This is a genomic window from Bradyrhizobium algeriense (genome assembly GCF_036924595.1).
GTDB lineage: Bacteria > Pseudomonadota > Alphaproteobacteria > Rhizobiales > Xanthobacteraceae > Bradyrhizobium > Bradyrhizobium algeriense.
This window is the reverse complement of sequence record NZ_JAZHRV010000001.1, coordinates 5,258,237-5,275,727: the sequence shown is the minus strand read 5'-3', so window position 1 is coordinate 5,275,727 and position 17,491 is coordinate 5,258,237. Positions and strand designations below refer to the sequence as shown.

The 17,491-nt window shown below is 63.0% G+C and carries 15 protein-coding genes; 9 read left to right on the top strand and 6 right to left on the bottom strand.

Annotation, left to right across the window (positions count from 1 at the left end; all coding sequences use genetic code 11):
• Position 1: 1 nt before the first annotated feature.
• Positions 2–130 carry a hypothetical protein gene (locus V1286_RS25490; RefSeq protein WP_274542286.1) on the bottom strand — a complete coding sequence of 43 codons (129 nt, stop codon included), beginning with the start codon at positions 128–130 and terminating at the stop codon, positions 2–4.
• A gap of 134 nt (positions 131–264) precedes the next feature.
• Between V1286_RS25490 and V1286_RS25485 the strand changes: the two genes are divergently transcribed.
• Both V1286_RS25485 and V1286_RS25480 read left to right on the top strand, forming a co-directional pair.
• Positions 265–1,083, top strand: a complete 819-nt coding sequence (locus V1286_RS25485; RefSeq protein WP_334484144.1) for an aldo/keto reductase — start codon at positions 265–267, stop codon at positions 1,081–1,083.
• A gap of 100 nt (positions 1,084–1,183) precedes the next feature.
• A complete protein-coding gene (locus V1286_RS25480) occupies positions 1,184–2,356 on the top strand; it encodes an acetyl-CoA C-acyltransferase (protein WP_334484142.1) in 1,173 nt (390 codons plus the stop codon).
• 77 nt (positions 2,357–2,433) lie between these two features.
• Here the strand turns inward: V1286_RS25480 and V1286_RS25475 are convergent, their stop codons facing one another.
• Positions 2,434–2,664: a hypothetical protein gene (locus tag V1286_RS25475; RefSeq protein WP_334484140.1), complete on the bottom strand. Its 231-nt coding sequence runs from the start codon at positions 2,662–2,664 to the stop codon at positions 2,434–2,436.
• 309 nt (positions 2,665–2,973) lie between these two features.
• Between V1286_RS25475 and V1286_RS25470 the strand changes: the two genes are divergently transcribed.
• Positions 2,974–4,254, top strand: coding sequence for an amidohydrolase/deacetylase family metallohydrolase (locus tag V1286_RS25470; RefSeq protein WP_334484138.1), 1,281 nt, complete (start codon positions 2,974–2,976; stop codon positions 4,252–4,254).
• A 5-nt stretch (positions 4,255–4,259) separates the two neighbouring features.
• Here V1286_RS25470 and V1286_RS25465 read toward each other — a convergent pair whose 3' ends face one another.
• Positions 4,260–5,129: a DMT family transporter gene (locus tag V1286_RS25465; protein WP_334484135.1), complete on the bottom strand. Its 870-nt coding sequence runs from the start codon at positions 5,127–5,129 to the stop codon at positions 4,260–4,262.
• Positions 5,130–5,136: 7 nt separating this feature from the next.
• Positions 5,137–6,807, bottom strand: coding sequence for an FAD-dependent oxidoreductase (locus V1286_RS25460; RefSeq protein ID WP_334484132.1), 1,671 nt, complete (start codon positions 6,805–6,807; stop codon positions 5,137–5,139).
• A 144-nt stretch (positions 6,808–6,951) separates the two neighbouring features.
• Between V1286_RS25460 and V1286_RS25455 the strand changes: the two genes are divergently transcribed.
• Positions 6,952–7,824 carry a Bug family tripartite tricarboxylate transporter substrate binding protein gene (locus V1286_RS25455; RefSeq protein WP_334484129.1) on the top strand — a complete coding sequence of 291 codons (873 nt, stop codon included), beginning with the start codon at positions 6,952–6,954 and terminating at the stop codon, positions 7,822–7,824.
• Positions 7,825–8,055: 231 nt separating this feature from the next.
• On the opposite strand, the gene V1286_RS25450 is transcribed toward V1286_RS25455, so the two are convergent.
• Both V1286_RS25450 and V1286_RS25445 read right to left on the bottom strand, forming a co-directional pair.
• On the bottom strand, positions 8,056–9,297 hold the full coding sequence (locus V1286_RS25450; RefSeq protein ID WP_334484127.1) for an aminotransferase-like domain-containing protein: 1,242 nt from the start codon (positions 9,295–9,297) through the stop codon (positions 8,056–8,058).
• Between the two features lie 87 nt (positions 9,298–9,384).
• The gene (locus V1286_RS25445; RefSeq protein WP_334484125.1) at positions 9,385–9,903 is read right to left on the bottom strand and encodes a DUF3124 domain-containing protein; all 519 of its coding nucleotides are present in this window, start codon (positions 9,901–9,903) and stop codon (positions 9,385–9,387) included.
• Between the two features lie 76 nt (positions 9,904–9,979).
• On the opposite strand from V1286_RS25445, the gene V1286_RS25440 reads away from it, so the two are divergent.
• The 5 genes from V1286_RS25440 (at position 9,980) to V1286_RS25420 (ending at position 17,402) form a co-directional block, all read left to right on the top strand.
• The gene (locus V1286_RS25440) at positions 9,980–11,707 is read left to right on the top strand and encodes a cation:proton antiporter (RefSeq protein WP_334484123.1); all 1,728 of its coding nucleotides are present in this window, start codon (positions 9,980–9,982) and stop codon (positions 11,705–11,707) included.
• 610 nt (positions 11,708–12,317) lie between these two features.
• A complete protein-coding gene (gene ltrA, locus V1286_RS25435) occupies positions 12,318–13,691 on the top strand; it encodes a group II intron reverse transcriptase/maturase (protein ID WP_334484120.1) in 1,374 nt (457 codons plus the stop codon).
• Between the two features lie 194 nt (positions 13,692–13,885).
• Positions 13,886–14,962, top strand: coding sequence for a 3,4-dihydroxy-2-butanone-4-phosphate synthase (gene ribB, locus V1286_RS25430; RefSeq protein WP_334484118.1), 1,077 nt, complete (start codon positions 13,886–13,888; stop codon positions 14,960–14,962).
• A 168-nt stretch (positions 14,963–15,130) separates the two neighbouring features.
• Positions 15,131–16,345: an acyl-CoA dehydrogenase gene (locus tag V1286_RS25425; protein WP_334484116.1), complete on the top strand. Its 1,215-nt coding sequence runs from the start codon at positions 15,131–15,133 to the stop codon at positions 16,343–16,345.
• A 133-nt stretch (positions 16,346–16,478) separates the two neighbouring features.
• Complete coding sequence (locus V1286_RS25420; RefSeq protein WP_334484114.1) at positions 16,479–17,402, top strand: MBL fold metallo-hydrolase; 924 nt, start codon at positions 16,479–16,481, stop codon at positions 17,400–17,402.
• Positions 17,403–17,491: the final 89 nt, after the last annotated feature.

Below are 17,491 nucleotides of genomic sequence, written 5' to 3'. Positions count from 1 at the left end.
CTCAGGGCCTCGCCACGAGATAACCGACCACCACCATCAGTACGGAAATCGTCATGACCACGCCGAGCACGGCGGCGATGATCGCGGGCAGTTGATGGTTGTCCAGCCATTGTCGCAACGCCCTTACCATCGCACCCCCTGATCTTGATTTGCCCCGCGCCCTGCGCGCAAACTATTCAATAGCGGCCTGTTCTCCTCAATGAAATACTGTTGGGGCGGCTTTCGCTACGCACGCGGCGCTTTTTCCTTTCCGGGAGAGCCATCATGGAACATCTGCAAACCCAAGGTATCAGCCTGCCGAAGCTTGGTCTCGGCACCTTTCGCATGCAGGGCGATGCCTGCCGCGCGGCCGTGGAGGGCGGGCTGGCGTTGGGCTACCGGCATCTCGACACCGCCGAAATGTATGACAATGAGGAGGCCGTGGGTGCCGCGATTGCAGCCTCGCGCGTTCCCCGCAAAGACCTGCATGTCACCACAAAAGTCTGGAACGAAAATCTGGCGCCGGATGCGCTCCGCCTGGCGTTCGATACTTCCTTGAAAAAACTCCGGCTCGACCATGTCGACCTCTATCTGGTGCACTGGCCGGCGCCGAATATGAACCTGCCCAAGATCTTCGAAACGCTGATGCGGCTGAAGGAGGAAGGCCGCACCCGCGCCATCGGCGTCGCGAATTTCAACGTTGCGCTCGTGAAGGCGGTGGTCGAGGAGATCAGGGCGCCGATCGCCTGCAACCAGGTCGAATACCATGTGATGCTGGATCAGACTCGGCTGCGTCAATTTCTCACTGCGAAATCGATCCCGCTGATCGCCTATTCGCCTCTGGCCAAGGGCCTTGCGGCTTCCGACGCAGCGCTCGCCGCGATCGGGCGCAAGCACAACGCCAGCGCCGCGCAAGTCGCGCTGAAATGGCTGCTCGATCAGGATGGCGTTGCCGCGATCCCGAAGGCGTCGCGCGCGGAAAGCCAGCAAGCTAATCTCGACGCGCTCAAGCTGAGCTTGGATGACGCCGACAGGCAGGTGATCGCGGCCTTGCCGAAGGACAAACGGTGTGTAAATCCCGGCTACGCGCCGGCGTGGGATTGATGAAGATTCTTTCCTTTTCCGTCCGCCGGAATTCGGGTTTTTGCTACACACGGGCGCGGCTCCAGTCCATACTGGATCGCATCAAAGGGAGGTCTTCAAAATGCGTGAAGCTGTCATCGTTTCCTATGCACGTACCGGGCTGGCGAAGTCCGGCCGCGGCGGGTTCAACATCACTCCGCCGATGTCGATGGCGGCCCACGCCATCAAGCACGCCGTCGAGCGCGCCGGCGTCGAGAAGGAATATGTCGAGGACTGCTATCTCGGCAATTGCGCGCATGGCGCCCCGAATATCGGCCGCCAGGCCGCGTTGCTCGCCGGCATGCCGAAGTCGACCGCGGGCGTTTCCGTGAACCGCTTCTGTTCGTCGGGACTGCAGACCATCGCGATGGCCGCCAACTCGATCCGCTCCGATGGCGCCGACTGCATCGTGGCCGGCGGCGTCGAGAGCATCTCGATCCCCGGCGGCGGCTCGCCCAAGGAATCGATCGACCCTGATTTGCTCAAGGCCGCGCCCGACATCTTCATGGCGATGATCGACACCGCCGATATCGTCGCCGAGCGTTACAAGCTCAGCCGCGAATACCAGGACGAATACTCGCTGGAATCGCAGCGCCGCATGGCGGCCGCCCAGCAGGCCAACAAGTTCAAGGACGAAATCGTCCCGATGAAGACCAAGATGAAGGTGGTCGACAAGGCGACGAAAGCGGAAAGCATCGTCGACTACACCGTCGATCGCGACGAGTGCAATCGCCCCGAGACCACCATGGAAGGCCTCGCCAAGCTCGAGCCCGTCAAGGGTCCCGGCAAGTACGTCACCGCGGGCAATGCCAGCCAGCTCTCGGACGGCGCGGCCGCCGTCGTTCTGATGGAAGCCAAGGACGCCGAGAAGCGCGGCCTCAACCCGCTGGGCCGCTTCGTCGCCTGGGCGGCGGCGGGCTGCGAGCCGGACGAGATGGGCATCGGGCCGATCTACGCCGTGCCGAAGCTGTTGAAGCGCCATGGCCTGAAGATCGACGACATCGATCTCTGGGAGCTCAACGAAGCCTTCGCCAGCCAGTGCCTCTATTCGCGCGACAAGCTCGGCATCGATCCCGAGAAGTACAACGTCAACGGCGGCTCGATCGCAATCGGCCATCCCTTTGGCATGACCGGCGCGCGTCTCACTGGCCACATCCTGCAGGAAGGCCGCCGGCGCAAGGCCAAGTGGGGCGTCGTCACGATGTGCATCGGCGGCGGCCAGGGCGGCGCAGGCCTGTTCGAGATCTATAGTTGAGCTGACAAGCTCACGTCACTGACACGAACAAAGAAAATGGCTCCGCAAGGAGCCATTTTCAGTTTGAGGTGTCGGCCTCAGTAGCGATGCCTCTTGATGATCACGACCTTGTCGCGATGACCATGCCGCCATCCGCGATGGTAGCCGCGGTCGCGGTGGCCTCGGAATTCGGCACGCGCGCCATAGCCGTGATGATGATGACCATGGTAGCCGCCACGCTTGATCACGACGGTCTCGGCGCTCGCAATCGACGGCGCCGCGATGACAAGTGCGCCAAGTGCGGCGATAACGTATCCAAGCTTCTTCATTCCAATTCTCCTCAATTGAGCGAGGATAAAACATTAGATTGCAGGGAACGTTCCCGAGGAACTTCGAGAGAATTCTGAACGCTTGTTCAGACGCGTGTGTCGCGCGCGTATGCCGTTAGTTTCGTAGGATGGGTGGATATGCCGGTGGACAGTCGGTGCGAGCTCCGGCAGGCAAACGCGCTGGTCTGCCCACTCCGGGATGATCGGCTCCACGATTGGTTTTGCGTGGGACGATGCACGCGCGGCTTGCGGAATGCCGGTGCCCGGCGCATCATCGCAGCATAAAAAATCACAGGGGGGAGCGTTGCCATGAGCGGGGTTTCACGCCGTCATTTTCTGAGTCTGAGCGGCTCGGCCGCGGTCGCAGCCATATCGGGCCCTGCCAACGCCGCAATGGGGCCGAACGACAAGTTCGATCTCGTGATCAAGGGCGGCGACGTGCTCGATCCCAGCCAGTCGCTGCGGGGCAAGCGCGACATCGGCATTCGCTGGGGCGTGATCGAGGCGGTCGAGAACGAGATTCCGGCCGCCCGTGCCGCCAAGACCATCGACGCCTCGGGCAAGCTTGTAACGCCTGGCCTGATCGATCTGCATTCCCACGTTTACCCCTACGGCTCTGCGATCGGCATTCCCGCCGACGAACTGGTGCAGGCGCAGGCCACCACCACGGTGGTGTCGGCGGGCGATGCCGGCGTCAACAATCTCTCCGCGCTGCGGCGCTACATCGTGGCGCAATCGCGGGCGCGGATTTACGCCTTCGTCCACATCGCCAATAACGGCCTATCCGGCTTTCCAGTCGCCGAACTCTACAACATCGACTATGCGCAAGTGGAAGCCTGCGCGATGGCGCTGGCCGAAAATCCGGATTTCCTGCTCGGTGTAAAGGTCAGGATGTCGGAAAACGTCATCGCCAGGCACGGCGTGGAGCCGTTGAAGCGCGCCATCAAGGCCTGCGAGATGTGCGGCTGGCCGGCCAAGATGATGGTGCATATCGGCGGCGTCGAGACCAAGGAATTGATGTCGGATATTCTCGACCTGCTGCGGCCGGGCGACGTGCTAACCCATTGCTATTCCGGCGCGCCGAACATCGCCGGCGCCTTCACCAACATCGTGCAGGATGGCAAACTGCTCCCGGCGGCGCTCGCCGCCAAGCAGCGCGGCGTGATGTTCGATGTCGGCCATGGCGGCGGCAGTTTTGACTTTACCGTGGCGGACGTGGCGATCCCGGGCGGCTGTACGCCGGACACGATCTCCTCCGACATCCACGTCTTCTCCGGCAATTCGCCGGGCATGCCCTATCTGCCGAACGTCATGAGCAAGTTCATCCCGCTCGGCCTTACACTGGAGCAGGTGGTGGCGGCGGCGACGGTGACGCCCGCAAAAATCATCAACCGTGCGCCGAAGATCGGCACGCTGCAGATCGGTGCGCCCGGCGACGTCGCGATCATGGAGCTGGTGGAGGCGCAGACCTCGTTCGTCGACACCCGCAACAACAAGCGCGAGGGCAAGCTGCTGCTTAAACCCGTGCAGACCGTGATCAACGGCGTGCCGTTCGGCCGGCCCTACCAGGCGCCGTTCGCGGTGCGGTGAATCAGTCAGCGCTGCGTGCGGCTGTCGCCGACGATGTCGGCAATGACGGCGCCCATCACCAGGGCGCCGCCGATGAGAACCCGCAGCGCGGGAATCTCGGCAAATCCCACCCATATCCAGAACGGCATCAGCGGCGTCTCCAGCGTGGAGATCAGGGCTGCCTGGCCGGACGGCAGCAGTCGCGAGCCGAGGAAGAACAGCGTGAGGCCGATGGCGACCTGAAAGCATCCGAACATCGCGAGAATGAGCAGGTCGAACCCGGTTATCCCTGCTATTCCGTGGGCGAAGGGAATGCTGATGACGCTGCCCAGGATGTTCGACATCGCGGCAGCGGCGACCATCGATGTATTCTTGTGCCGCCGTACCATCACCGTCATCGCGGCGATCGCCAGCGCCATGAAGCAGGCGAGGGCTATCCCGAGAACGTCGGAACCGGAGCGTGCGCTGCCGACGATGACCATGACGCCGCAGAGCGCCACGATGCTCGCCAGCATGGTTCGCAGATGGGGGATTTCCCGCAGCCATACCCAGGCGAGCGCCGCCGCGAGGAAGGGACCCGTCGCGATGATGATGGCGACATTGGATACATCCGTGAGCTGCAGCGAAGGGATGAAGGCGATCATCGCCAATGTCGAAAACAACGCAACAAGCCAGCCGTTTTTGTCGATCCTGGTCAGATCCCGCAGGCCGGCACGCCCCTGCAACAGCACCATCAAGACCATGATCATGCCGCCGCCGAACAATCCGCGCCAGAACAGGATGGTCCAGGAGTCATAGGGAAGCAGCCGCGTGAACAACGGCGCCGTGCTCCAGGCGATGGCGGCGGCGACAACAAGGGCAATGCCCAAGCGATGCTGGGAGCGTACCTCCGCCATGAGGCGATCAACCCGGACTGGGGTTGGAGCTTCGGCCGAGCAGCTTGTCGACGAGGTGCGCTGGATTGTCAGGGATCGCGTCGCCGCGCCAGGCGACGTGCTGATCGGTACGCGCAAGAATGAGTTTGTGATCAGGATCAGGAGCGGAGGCGTCGACGATTGTAAACGGCACGCCGTTGACACGCATCGCCTCGGCCAGCGGCGCTACTGCTACATCCGGATCGTAGCGCAACAGTGTGTAGCCCGGCCCGAGCGCGTCATAGATCGGCCGGCCATCGGATAGTTTCGCGAACGGAAGCCGGCAGCCCGGCGTTGAGGACGGCGTGAAATCCGCCATCGTAAAACCCGGTTGCTCGGCGCCGTCATAGGCGATGATCGGGGAGCGATCGTAGAAATAACCGAAGTTGAGGCCGGCGCAGCAATATTGCTGCACGTTCAGATCATAGGCGGCTTGACCCACCTGCTTGCGGACAGCATCACCTTCAGGCCCCGGCTGTTCGATTTCATCGGGAACGGTGCGACGCTGGCTTAGCACCTTGCCGGCCATCTCCATTGCAAAGCGGGACACCTGTTCGGTGATGGGAAGGCGTTCGGCCTCATAGGCATCGAGGATGGCGATGTCGGCCCACCCTTGCAGATAGGCGGCCAGCAGCCATGCGAGGTTGGTCGCATCAGCGATCCCGGCATTCATGCCGTAGCCGGCATAGGGCATCCACAAATGCGCGGCGTCGCCGCAGATGAACGCGCGGCCCTTGCGAAACCGGTCGGCGACCAGGCGGCGGCCGACCCAGTCCTCCTTGCTCAGCACCTCGTATTCGAAATCGGGGCCGACGCCGAGGATAGCGCGGATCGAGGCGTCGCGATCAACGGATTCGAAGGTCTCGTCTTCGCGATTGAGATGGTTATGGATCAGCCATTTTTCGCGGCCGTCGATCGCAACCACCGTGCCGCAGCGCCGCGGATTGAGCGACAGCGTCATCCAGGCGGGGTGGTCCATCAGGGCGAGCAGTCCGGGCGCGTGTATGTAGGTCGATTGCACGCGCTGGATGATCGGCGTTCCCTGCAGATTGGCGTCGATGGCCTTGCGAACGAGCGAACGCGCCCCATCGCAGCCCACGATGAAATCGGCATGAATTTGGAGGGCGGTTCCGGTGTCGAGATTGCGGACGGTCGCAACGACGCCGTCATTGCCTTCGCTAAAATCCTCGAACGCGGTGCGGTTCAGAATCTGAAGCCCGTCGATGGAAGCCGCGTGCGCGAACAGCACGGGTTCCATGTAGATCTGGTTGATGCGGTGCGGCGGCTCGGCCGTCGGCCAATCGGTATCCGGCCCATTGGTGGCGGTATAACGATCGCGCCGGCAGGGAATCAGGATGCGCGAGAGCTCGATGCCCGTTGCCGTGGTGCGGTAGGAGCAATCGTTGGGGTAGTCGGCCGGCAATCCGGCGTCGCGCAGCTTCTGCGCCAACCCGAGCCTGCGGAAAATCTCCATCGAACGGGACGAGACATGGTTGCATTTCACGCTTGGCGGTTCCCCGGCGGCGCGGGTTTCCACGATAGTTACGGATATTCCCCGCGTTGCGAGGTCCATTGCCAGAGTGAGTCCGACCGGACCGGCCCCCACCACCAGAACGCGAGTTTTCACCATGTCGCTTGCTGCCCCTGGACGATCATGCATAAACTAAATGCCACAGAGATCATCGGGGGACCCTGAATGTTTCCGTCGATCCGGCGAGGCATGATCCATGCCCTTGTTGTTGTTTTGTCGCTGTCAGCGATTGAAGCAGCAAACGCATATCCTGATCAACCGATCAAGATCATCGTGACGTTTCCACCCGGCGGCAGTGCCGACATCGTGATCCGCGCCCTGCAGCCGGCGCTCGCGGAATCCCTGAACCAGCCGATCGTCGTCGAGAACCGGGCGGGCGCGGGCGGCAATATCGGGATCGGGGTCGTGGCGCAGGCCGCGCCTGACGGATACACGCTCGGCGTCGCGGCGGCCGGCGTGCTCACCGTCAATCCCCATCTCAATCGTGCGGCGATGCCGTTCGATCCGGTCAAGGATCTGGCGCCGGTGACGATGCTAGCGGAAATCCCGTTCGTGCTGGTGTCCTCGCAGCAGTCGGCCATTGCCTCGGTCGCAGACCTCATCGCCAAGGCCAAGGCGCAACCGCAGGGCCTGTCGATCGGTCATGGCGGCAACGGCACGGCGATGCACCTGACTTCGGCCTTATTCAACCAGAAGGCCGGCGTCGGAATCCAATTGATCGCCTATCGCGGCACCGCGCCGGCGACAACGGACGTTCTCGCCGGCCACGTCCCGCTCGCGGTGCTGGACATTCCCGCATCCAAGCAATTGATTGGCGACGGCAAGCTGAAGGCGCTCGGGGTCTCCGCCGCCAAGCGCGTCGCCTTCCTGCCCGATGTGCCAACCTTGGCCGAGCAGGGCCTGAGCGGATTCGAGTCCGTCGGCTGGTTTGGGATCGTCGCGCCCGCCGGCACGCCGCCCGAAATCATCGGCAAGTTGAACGCGGCTTTCGTGAAGGCATTGAGCGATCCCGCCGCGATCGAGAAAATCCGCGTTCTCGGCGCCGAACCCGCGCCCACCTCGCCCGAGGCTTTTGCAAAATTCATCCAGAGCGAAAGCGCGAAATGGGGGAAGCTGATCGCCGAGGCCGGGATCAAGAGCGAATGAATTAAGTACTGCGCCGGAGGCGGTAGCAGCTAAAAGCTGGATTGCTTCGTCGCTAACGCTCCCTTGCGCAAACGCTTCGCGTTTGTCGCAGGCAATGACGTTGAAGCAGTCACACTCCCGTCATTGCGAGCCAACGGGTCGCGCGAATGCGCGCCCGGCGACGAGCGCAATTGCGCTCGCACAGTGATGACAGGCTCCGCGAAGCAATCCATAGCGCGGCATAGTAAGGAGCTAGCCGCGTTTGCGCTCCACGTTGGCAATCCGCGCCGGCACGCCAAATTCCTTGCGGCAGACTTCGGCGAGCAGGGCGACGCCCTCGCGGATCTGTTCGCGCGATGGGCTGGCGAAGCACAGCCGCAGCCGGCTGCCGGCATAGGCCTTGTCGGTCGACCATTCCGGTCCGGGATTGATCGCGACGCCGGCGGCGAGTGCGGCCTGATAGAGTTTTAGCGTGTCGACATTGTCGGGCAGCTTCACCCACAGGAAGATGCCGCCCTCGGGCGCTTCGAATTCGGCCGCGGTGCCGAACTGCTCGTTGAGCGCTTCCATCAGCGTGTCGAGCTTGGCGCGCAGGCCGCGCGTCAGTTTTGGCACATGGGTGGAAAAATGCGGCGCGCAATATTCCGCCAGCACCATCTGTTCCAGTGCGCCGCTTCCGGCATCGGTCTTCAATGCCAGCATTCGCGACATCATTTCCCAGGGCGCGACGATGAAGCCAACGCGCAGGGCCGGCGCAATCGATTTCGAGAACGAGCCGATGTGGATGACGCCGCCGTGCCCGCTCATCGCGTAGATCGCGGGCGGCCGCTCGCCGTTCCAGATCAGGTCGGCATAGCAATCGTCCTCGAAGATCGGCACGCCGTATTCTTGCGACAGCTTTAGCATCCCCACGCGCCGGGATTCCGGCATGATCGATCCGGTCGGATTCTGCACGGTCGGGATGGTGTAGATGTATTTCGGCGTGATGCCGCGGCTCTTGTGGTCGGCGAGGGCTGTCGCCAGCGCGTCCATCCGCATGCCCTGATCGTCAAGGGGAATGCCGACCGCCTTGACGCCGAGTCGCGTCAGCCGGGTCAGTGCGCCCTGATAGGTCTCCTGCTCGACCAGCACGGTGTCGCCGCGCGCCAGCAGGGTCTGGTTGACGAGATCGAGCGCCTGCAGCGAACCCGAGACGATCATGATGTCGTCGGCGGCGCAGGCGATGCCGGCGTCGCGCTTGAGTTTCGTCGTGAGGAATTCGCGCAGGGGACGATATCCCTGCGGGCCGCTGGCGAGGCCGTAGGTCGCGAGCGTCTTGCCCTCGCGCCTCAGCACGGCACTGACAGCCTCGATCAGGCCGTCGACCGGAACCTGGTCGGGATCGTTGTTGCCGCCGACGAAACTGTATTTGGCAAGGCCCGTCCACCGCGCGGCCGGGGCCGGCAATCCGGCGGGCAGCAATGGCGCGAAATCGAAGGGGGTTGCGGCAGACATGGATGTTCACTCCCGTTTTGTTTTTCGTTGAGAAGGCTGTGGAGCCTTCTTGCAGGCTAGTTCTTGCAGGCTTGTTTCTTGACAGGGCTAATTCTTGACCACCTTGATCGGCCGCCCCTGGCTGATGAAGGCATAATGCCCGGCGCCGACGCCGCCGACCATCAGCGCCTCGACCGTGGGCTCGGCGATTTCTCCTGTGGCCGCCCAGTCGACCACGAAATTGGCTCCCGTTCCGCCGCGCACGTCATTCGCGGCGATGAAGACTTCGACAGTTGCGAACGGTTTTAGCGCAACCGGCGACTTGAGGTAGCTCTCCACGATCTTGCCTGATGTGTCGAAATAGGCGATCCGCTTCAGCACCAGCGGGCGGGTTTCGGAAGCGTTGTGGACGCTGAGCGTGACCGAAAAATCCGCCCGCAGCTTGCCCTGGCTCATCGAGACGCTGGAATAGACCGGCACGTAGAATGCGCCTGTGACGGCGAGGCCTTCCGCAGGCACCGCGGTGAGCGAGGCGGCGAAGTTCTGTTCGATCGCGCCGGTCTGCGCGCCCGCGACCGTGGAATAGAGTATCGACAGTACGGCCAGAATCGCGAGAAAAGCCTCCATTCCATGGCTGTGACACATTGCTTGTTTGACCCCCGCGCCGGGACCTCTAGGTTGGGGTAGGGGCAAGATCGGACCTATGCACGAACTTATTCGCGATATCACCTTATGTATCCTGTTCGCCTGGGTGCTCGGCCTGTCGGCGCATTTTTCCCGGCAGCCGCTGATCCTGGCATACCTTATCGCCGGGTTCCTCATTGGTCCATTCGGCATGGGCTGGGTCAAGTCCCAGGAATCGATCACCGTCATCTCCGAGCTCGGCCTGATCTTCATGCTGTTCATGATCGGGCTGGAAATCGACCTGAAGAAGATCGTGCGCGCCGGCAAGGTCATTCTGTTCGCCGCCGGCGGGCAACTGATCGGCGGCGTCCTGCTCGGGATATTGTTCTTTGTCGGGATCGGGCTGTCGATGGCCAATGGCCATTTCGACGCGCTCTATCTCTGCATCGCCTGCGCGCTGTCGAGCACGGTCATCATCGTCAAGGTGCTGTACGAGAAGCGCGAACTCGACACGCTGCCGGGGCGGATCACGCTCGGCGTGCTGGTGCTGCAGGACATTTTTGCGATCCTGTTTCTCGCCGTGCAGCCGAGTCTCGGCAATCTGCAGGTCAGCGTGATCCTGTTGTCGATCGCCCGCGTCGGCGTGCTGGTAGCGACCGCTTTGGTGCTCAGCCGCTACGTGCTGCCGCGGCTGTTTCACCAGATCGCGCGCCGGCCGGAACTGGTCCTGCTCGGGGCGCTGGCCTGGTGCTTTCTGATCGGCGAGATCGCCGAAAAACTGCATCTGTCGCGCGAGATGGGCTCGCTGGTGGCGGGCGTCTCGCTGTCGACGTTCCCCTATGCGCTCGACGTTACCGCCAAGGTGACCACGCTGCGCGACTTCTTCATCACACTGTTCTTCGTCTCGCTCGGCATGACGATCCCGATCCCCGGGGCATCGGTGATCGGGCTGGCGCTGATGATTGCCGCTTTCACGGTCGTCAGCCGCGTGGTGACAACGTTCGCGCCGCTCTATCTGATGAAACAGGGCCTGCGGGCGAGCCTGTTGCCGGCGATCAACCTGGCGCAGATCTCGGAGTTCTCGCTTGTCGTGATCCAGACCGGCGTTGCGGCGCACCATATCAGCACCGAGACCGCGAGCGCAGCGTCGTTCGCCTTCGTGGTGCTGGCGGTGTTGAGCACCTTCGTCATGGGCCGCAGCGACCAGGTCACGCGCGGCCTCATTGGCCCCCTGAAGCGGATCGGTTTGCGCGATCTCGATCACAAGCATGAGGCCGACGCCGGCCATGAGGGCGGGCACGAGGAGGCGCGCCGGATCGTCATCCTTGGCTTCTTTCGCGCCGCCAGCGCGCTGTTGAGCGAGATCGAGCGCCGCAGTCCGGCGGTGCTCGAGCAGATCACGGTGATCGATTTCAATCCGCTGGTGTTCCGGACCCTGACGGACCGCGGCATGCACGTGGTTTATGGCGACATCAGCAATGTGGATACACTGGTGCATGCGGGCGTCGGCAAGTCGGAGCTGATCATCCTCAGCATCCCGGACTCGCTGTTGAAGGGCGCCGACAATGAAAAGCTGGTCCGGCATGTCCGCTCGCTGAACCCGACCGCCAAGATCGTCGCGACCGCGGAGATCCTGGCCAACGTCAACGATCTTTACGAAGCGGGCGCCGATTACGTGACCGTGACCAGGCTCAGCGACGCTGACGAGCTCTATAAAGTCATCGAGGCGGCCCAGGCCGGGCTGCTGGAAGACAAGCGCGCCGAGACCGACGTGCTGCTCAGCGAGCGCCGAGAAGTGCTGCCGTAGCAATGGGAGCTGTAGCGCGCGTAGCCCGGATGGAGCCAACGGGTCGCGCGAATGCGCGCCCGATGACAGGCTCCGCGCAATCCGGGACTCTGGCAAACGGCTCGACTTCCCCGGATTGCGCTGTGTGCCCCGAAGGGCGCGTGTCACCAGTGGAGGAGGAATCCACCCAGATAATTGTCGATAGTCTGGTAGCTGACGAGCAGGTCGGTTGGGTAACTGGCCGATTTGAAGCCTCGTGACAAAGGTCGCCTTGGGCGGCTGAGCGATCCAATGGGCCGTAATGTGAGTGAAGCCTGAGCAGGCCTCGAAAGTGAAGATGCGGATGCCGACCCGCCAGCGTAACGGGGAAGGCCGCACGGATGGGGAAGCAATCGACGCGCGCACCCGTCCGATCCGCCGGGGTAATGGGCACGGCACGCTGGAAAGGTGATGCGGGCAACGGGGGAGACCCGTCGTGGCGAGGGTAGCGGCCTCAACGTCGCTTCAAGGCGGCGGCCCTGACGGGAGTCGGACAGGGACGTAGTACCGGTGAAGCCGGGTAACTCCGGTGGAGGGAAGGACCCTGACTTCTGGTGCGCTGACGAAGAGGGCGAGGATCGGGTGATTGGCGATGAGCCTTGAAACACCGGTAAAGATCAGGAGCCTTCAGAGGAAGCTGTATTGCAAGGCGAAGGCAGAGCCCGCCTTTCGTTTCTACCTGCTCTACGACAAGATCTGTCGGGAAGACATTCTGCGCCACGCCTATGCGCTGGCCCGCGCCAATGCGGGAGCGCCGGGAGTGGACGGAGAGAGCTTCGCGGCGATTGCGGCGGCGGGCGAGGAAGAATGGCTGGCGGGCCTGAGACAGGAACTGACCACGAGGACGTACCGGCCGGCACCGGTGCGGCGTGTGACGATCCCGAAGCCGGGGGGCGGCGAACGCCCGCTCGGCATCCCGACGATCCGGGATCGGATGGCTCAGACCGCCGCGAAGTTGGTGCTGGAGCCGATCTTTGAAGCGGACCTGGAAGAGAGCGCTTATGGCTATCGGCCCGGTCGTGGTGGAACGGACCCTGTCAAGGAAGTGCACCGGCTGCTGGGCCGGGGCTACACCGACGTGGTTGACGCCGATCTATCGAAGTACTTCGACACGATCCCGCATTCGGAGCTTCTCAAGTCGGTGGCGCGTCGCATCGTCGATCGGCATGTGCTTTGGCTGATCAAGATGTGGTTGAAGGCGCCGATCGAGGAGACGGGTGGGGGTGGTGAAGGCAAGCGGCGCATGACGGGAGGCAAGCGCAACACGCGAGGCACGCCGCAAGGCGGGGTCGCAAGTCCGATGCTTGCCAACCTGTACATGAACCGCTTCCTGAAGCATTGGCGGATGACCGGACGCGGCGAGGCATTCTGCGCAGATGTCGTCTCTTATGCCGACGACTTCGTCATTCTCAGTCGCGGACATGCGGCTGAGGCCTTGGCGTGGACGACGCAGGTGATGACAAGGCTCGGGCTGACGCTCAACGGGGCCAAGACCACGTTGAAGGATGCCCGCAAGGAATGCTTCGACTTCCTTGGCTACACGTTTGGGCCCGAGTACCACCGCAAGACGGGTCGCCGATACCTGAGCGCGAGCCCATCCAGGAAGAGCGTCCAGAGGCTCAAAGGCAAAATCGATGGGCTTCTGGTCTCCGGCAACAAAGACCCGTGGCCTGAGGTGCGCGACCAACTGAACCGACTTCTGCGCGGCTGGTCGAGTTACTTCAGCTACGGCACGCGGCTGATGGCCTACCGGGCGGTCGACAATCACGTCTATGATCGCGTGCGACACTTCCTGCGAAGAAGGTGCAAGGTGCAAGGACGCGGCACACGAAGGTTCCCCGCTGACCATGTCTTCGGGACCGTCGGCGTGCTGCGGCTCCGCCGCGTGCATCTTGGTCTCTGCCGCGTGCCATGTGATGAAACCAGTCGGAAAGCCGGATGCCGGAAATCGGCACGTCCGGTTTGATGAGCGGGGAGAGGAAACGGGACGTTGCCGAATGGCCCAAGTCACCGCGCCTCTCCTCGACTCTACTCGCTCCATCCGGGCTGCGGGCCGGCATCCTGGTATGCCTGCGGGCGACGTTGCCCTGCGTATTGATGCTGGCGCAGACCATTAAGTCCGGCTAATGCACTGGCTGAAGATAGCGAGATTTTGAGAAAATGGCCGATACCATCCAGGAAGTTCTGCAAGCCTTTGCCAAGGGTGAACTCGTCGTCGTCACCGACGATGACGATCGGGAGGGCGAGGGCGATCTGATCGTCGCCGCCTCGCTCTGCACCGCGGAGAAGATGGCGTTCATCATCCGCCACACCTCCGGCATCGTCTGCGCGCCGATCACCACCGACGACGCCCGCAGGCTGCGGCTCGATCCGATGGTGGCGCACAACGAGTCCAACCACACCACCGCCTTCACGGTCTCGATCGACTACAAGCCCGATGGCGGTACCGGCATTTCGGCGGATGAGCGCGCCTCCTGCTGCCGCGCGCTCGCCAATCCCAACGCCGGCGCCAACGACTTTGCCCGGCCCGGCCACATCTTCCCGCTGATCGCCCGCGACGGCGGCGTGCTGTTGCGCTCGGGCCATACCGAGGCGGCCGTCGATCTCTGCAAGCTTTCCGGCCTGCCGCCGGTCGGCGTCATCTCTGAATTGATGAACGACGACGGCACCGTAATGAAGGGCGAGCAGGTCGCGCGCTTCGCCGCCACCCACAAGCTCAAGCACGTCACGATCGCTGACATGATCGCCTACCGCCAGGCGCGCGAGAAGCTGATCGAGCGGGTCGCAACATTCACCGTCGACAGTCCGATCGGTCCGCTGCAAGGCTTCGCCTACCGCTCTCCGTTCGACGAGATTGCACATGCCGCGTTCGTCTATAACGGCATCGGCGACGGCAAGAACGTGCTGACGCGATTGCACAAGCCTAACATCGTCAAGGACATCTTCGCCGGCCCCGCGCGCATGCAGATCGTGCTGGACCATTTCAAGCGGGCGGGGCGCGGCGTGCTGGTCTATCTGCGCGACGGCGCGGCGGGAGTTCCCGTCGAGCCCGTCGGCGAACAGAAAACGGCGGAAGCCGATCGCCATCGGCAATGGCGTGAAGTCGGCGTCGGCGCGCAGATCCTGCGTGATCTCGGTATCACCTCGATCGTCAACCTCACGTCGTCCGTGCACGACTACAAGGGACTGTCCGGTTTCGGCATCGAGATCGTCTCCAGCGAAAAGTTGGAGGAATAGACATCGTCATTCCGGAATGGTCCGCAAGGACCAATATCCGGAATCTCGAGATTCCGGGTTCGTGCTTCGCACGCCCCGGAATGACACCGGGAAAGATTTGCGCTTCGGCCGATAGCGCATTATTTTGTCGACAATTTCCATGAGGACAGTGATGCGAAAGGGATTTTCATGAGCGTGCGCCCTCAAGCCAAGGACAAGCCGGCGGCGGCTTCTTTCCAGTGGGACGACCCGCTCCTGCTCGATGACCAGCTCACCGAAGACGAGCGCATGATCCGCGACACCGCGCGCGCCTATGCGCAGGACAAGCTGTTGCCGCGCATCGTCAAGGCCTATCTCGAAGAGAAGACCGACCGCGAGATCTTCAACGAGATGGGCGAACTCGGTCTGATCGGTATCACGCTGCCGGAGGAATATGGCTGCGCGAACGCGAGCTACGTCGCCTATGGCCTGGTGGCGCGCGAGATCGAGCGCGTCGATAGCGGCTATCGCTCGATGAACTCGGTGCAGTCGTCGCTGGTGATGTACCCGATCTATGCCTATGGCGACGAGAACCAGCGCAAGAAATACCTGCCCAAGCTCGCCACCGGCGAGTGGGTCGGCTGCTTCGGCCTAACGGAGCCGGATGCCGGTTCCGATCCCAATGGCATGAAGACCCGCGCCGAAAAGGTGTCCGACGGCTACCGGCTGACCGGCAGCAAGATGTGGATTTCCAACGCGCCGATCGCCGACGTGTTTGTGGTGTGGGCCAAGTCTGCTGCGCATGACAACCAGATCCGCGGCTTCATTCTCGAAAAGGGCATGAAGGGCCTGTCGGCGCCGAAGATCGGCGGCAAGCTTTCCTTGCGCGCCTCGATCACCGGCGAGATCGTGATGGACGGCGTGGTGGTGCCGGAGAGCGCGCTGCTGCCCAACGTATCGGGCCTGAAGGGGCCGTTCGGTTGCCTCAACCGCGCCCGCTACGGCATTTCCTGGGGCGCGCTGGGCGCCGCCGAGGACTGCATGCACCGCGCCCGCCAATACACGCTCGACCGCAAGCAGTTCGGCCGGCCGCTGGCGGCAACCCAGCTGGTGCAGAAGAAACTCGCCGACATGGAGACCGAAATCGCGCTGGGCCTGCAGGCCTCATTGCGCGTCGGCCGCTTGATGGACGAGGGCAAAATGGCCCCGGAAATGATCTCGATCGTCAAGCGCAACAATTGCGGCAAGGCGCTCGACATCGCCCGCGTGTCCCGCGACATGCACGGCGGCAACGGCATCCAGATCGAGTACCACGTGATGCGCCATACCGCGAATTTGGAAACCGTGAACACCTATGAAGGCACGCACGACGTCCACGCCCTGATCCTGGGCCGGGCGATCACGGGTATTCAGGCGTTTTCGTAAGCCGCTAGCTCGTCATTCCGGGGCGCGCCGAAGGCGCGAACCCGGAATCTCTCGCGCCGTATTCTTTTTTCCCACCTCGGGATTCCGGGTTCATCGCTGCGCGATGCCCCGGAATGACGCCAAGAAAAAACCCATGGCCGACAACGACGACATCCCGTTCAACCGCGACTTCCCGCTCAAGCCGGGTGTCGTCGATGAAGTCCGCCCCGGCGTGCGGCGCGTTCTCTGCAACAATCCGAGCCCGTTCACCTTCACCGGCACGGTCAGCTACATCGTCGGCCAGGGCAAGGTCGCGATCATCGATCCCGGCCCTGATGACGAAGCGCATGCCAAGGCGCTGCTGGATGCCGTGCGCGGCGAAACCGTGACGCATATTCTCGTCACCCATACCCATCGCGACCACTCGCCGAATACGGCGCGGATCAAGGCCGCCACCGGCGCGCCTGTCTATGCCGAGGGGCCGCACCGCGCTTCGCGGCCGCGCTTCGAGAGCGAGAAACACAATCCGGAGTCCGGCGCCGACCGCGATTTCAGGCCTGACATCGCGGTCAAGGACGGCGACGTCATCGAGGGGCAGGGCTGGGCGCTGGAGGCGGTCGCAACGCCCGGGCACACCGCCAACCATCTGGCGTTCGCGTGGCCTGAGCGGAAGATCAATTTTGTCGGAGATCACGTGATGGGCTGGTCGACCTCGATCGTCGCTCCACCCGACGGATCGATGATCGACTACATGGCCTCGCTGGCGCGGCTGGAAGCCCGCGAGGAGGATCTGTATTTCTCAGGCCACGGCCCGGAAATTCCGGAAGGGCCGCGTTACGTCCGCTTCCTGACCCGGCATCGTCAGGCCCGCGAAGCCTCGATCCTGCATCGGCTCGCCAAGGGCGAGGCGGATATTCCGACCATGGTGCGCGCGATCTACATCGGCATCGACCCGCGGCTGACCAACGCCGCCGGCTATTCCGTGCTGGCCCATCTGGAAGACCTGGTGGCGCGCGGGATCGTCGCGACGGATGGCGATCCGGTGATCGGTGGCACGTACCGGATGGCGAATGCTTAGTTCGTCATTCCGGGATGGTCCGTAGGACCAGACCCGGAATCTCGAGATTCCCCGGTGCGCAATTGCGCACCTGAGGTTCGCGCTAAGAC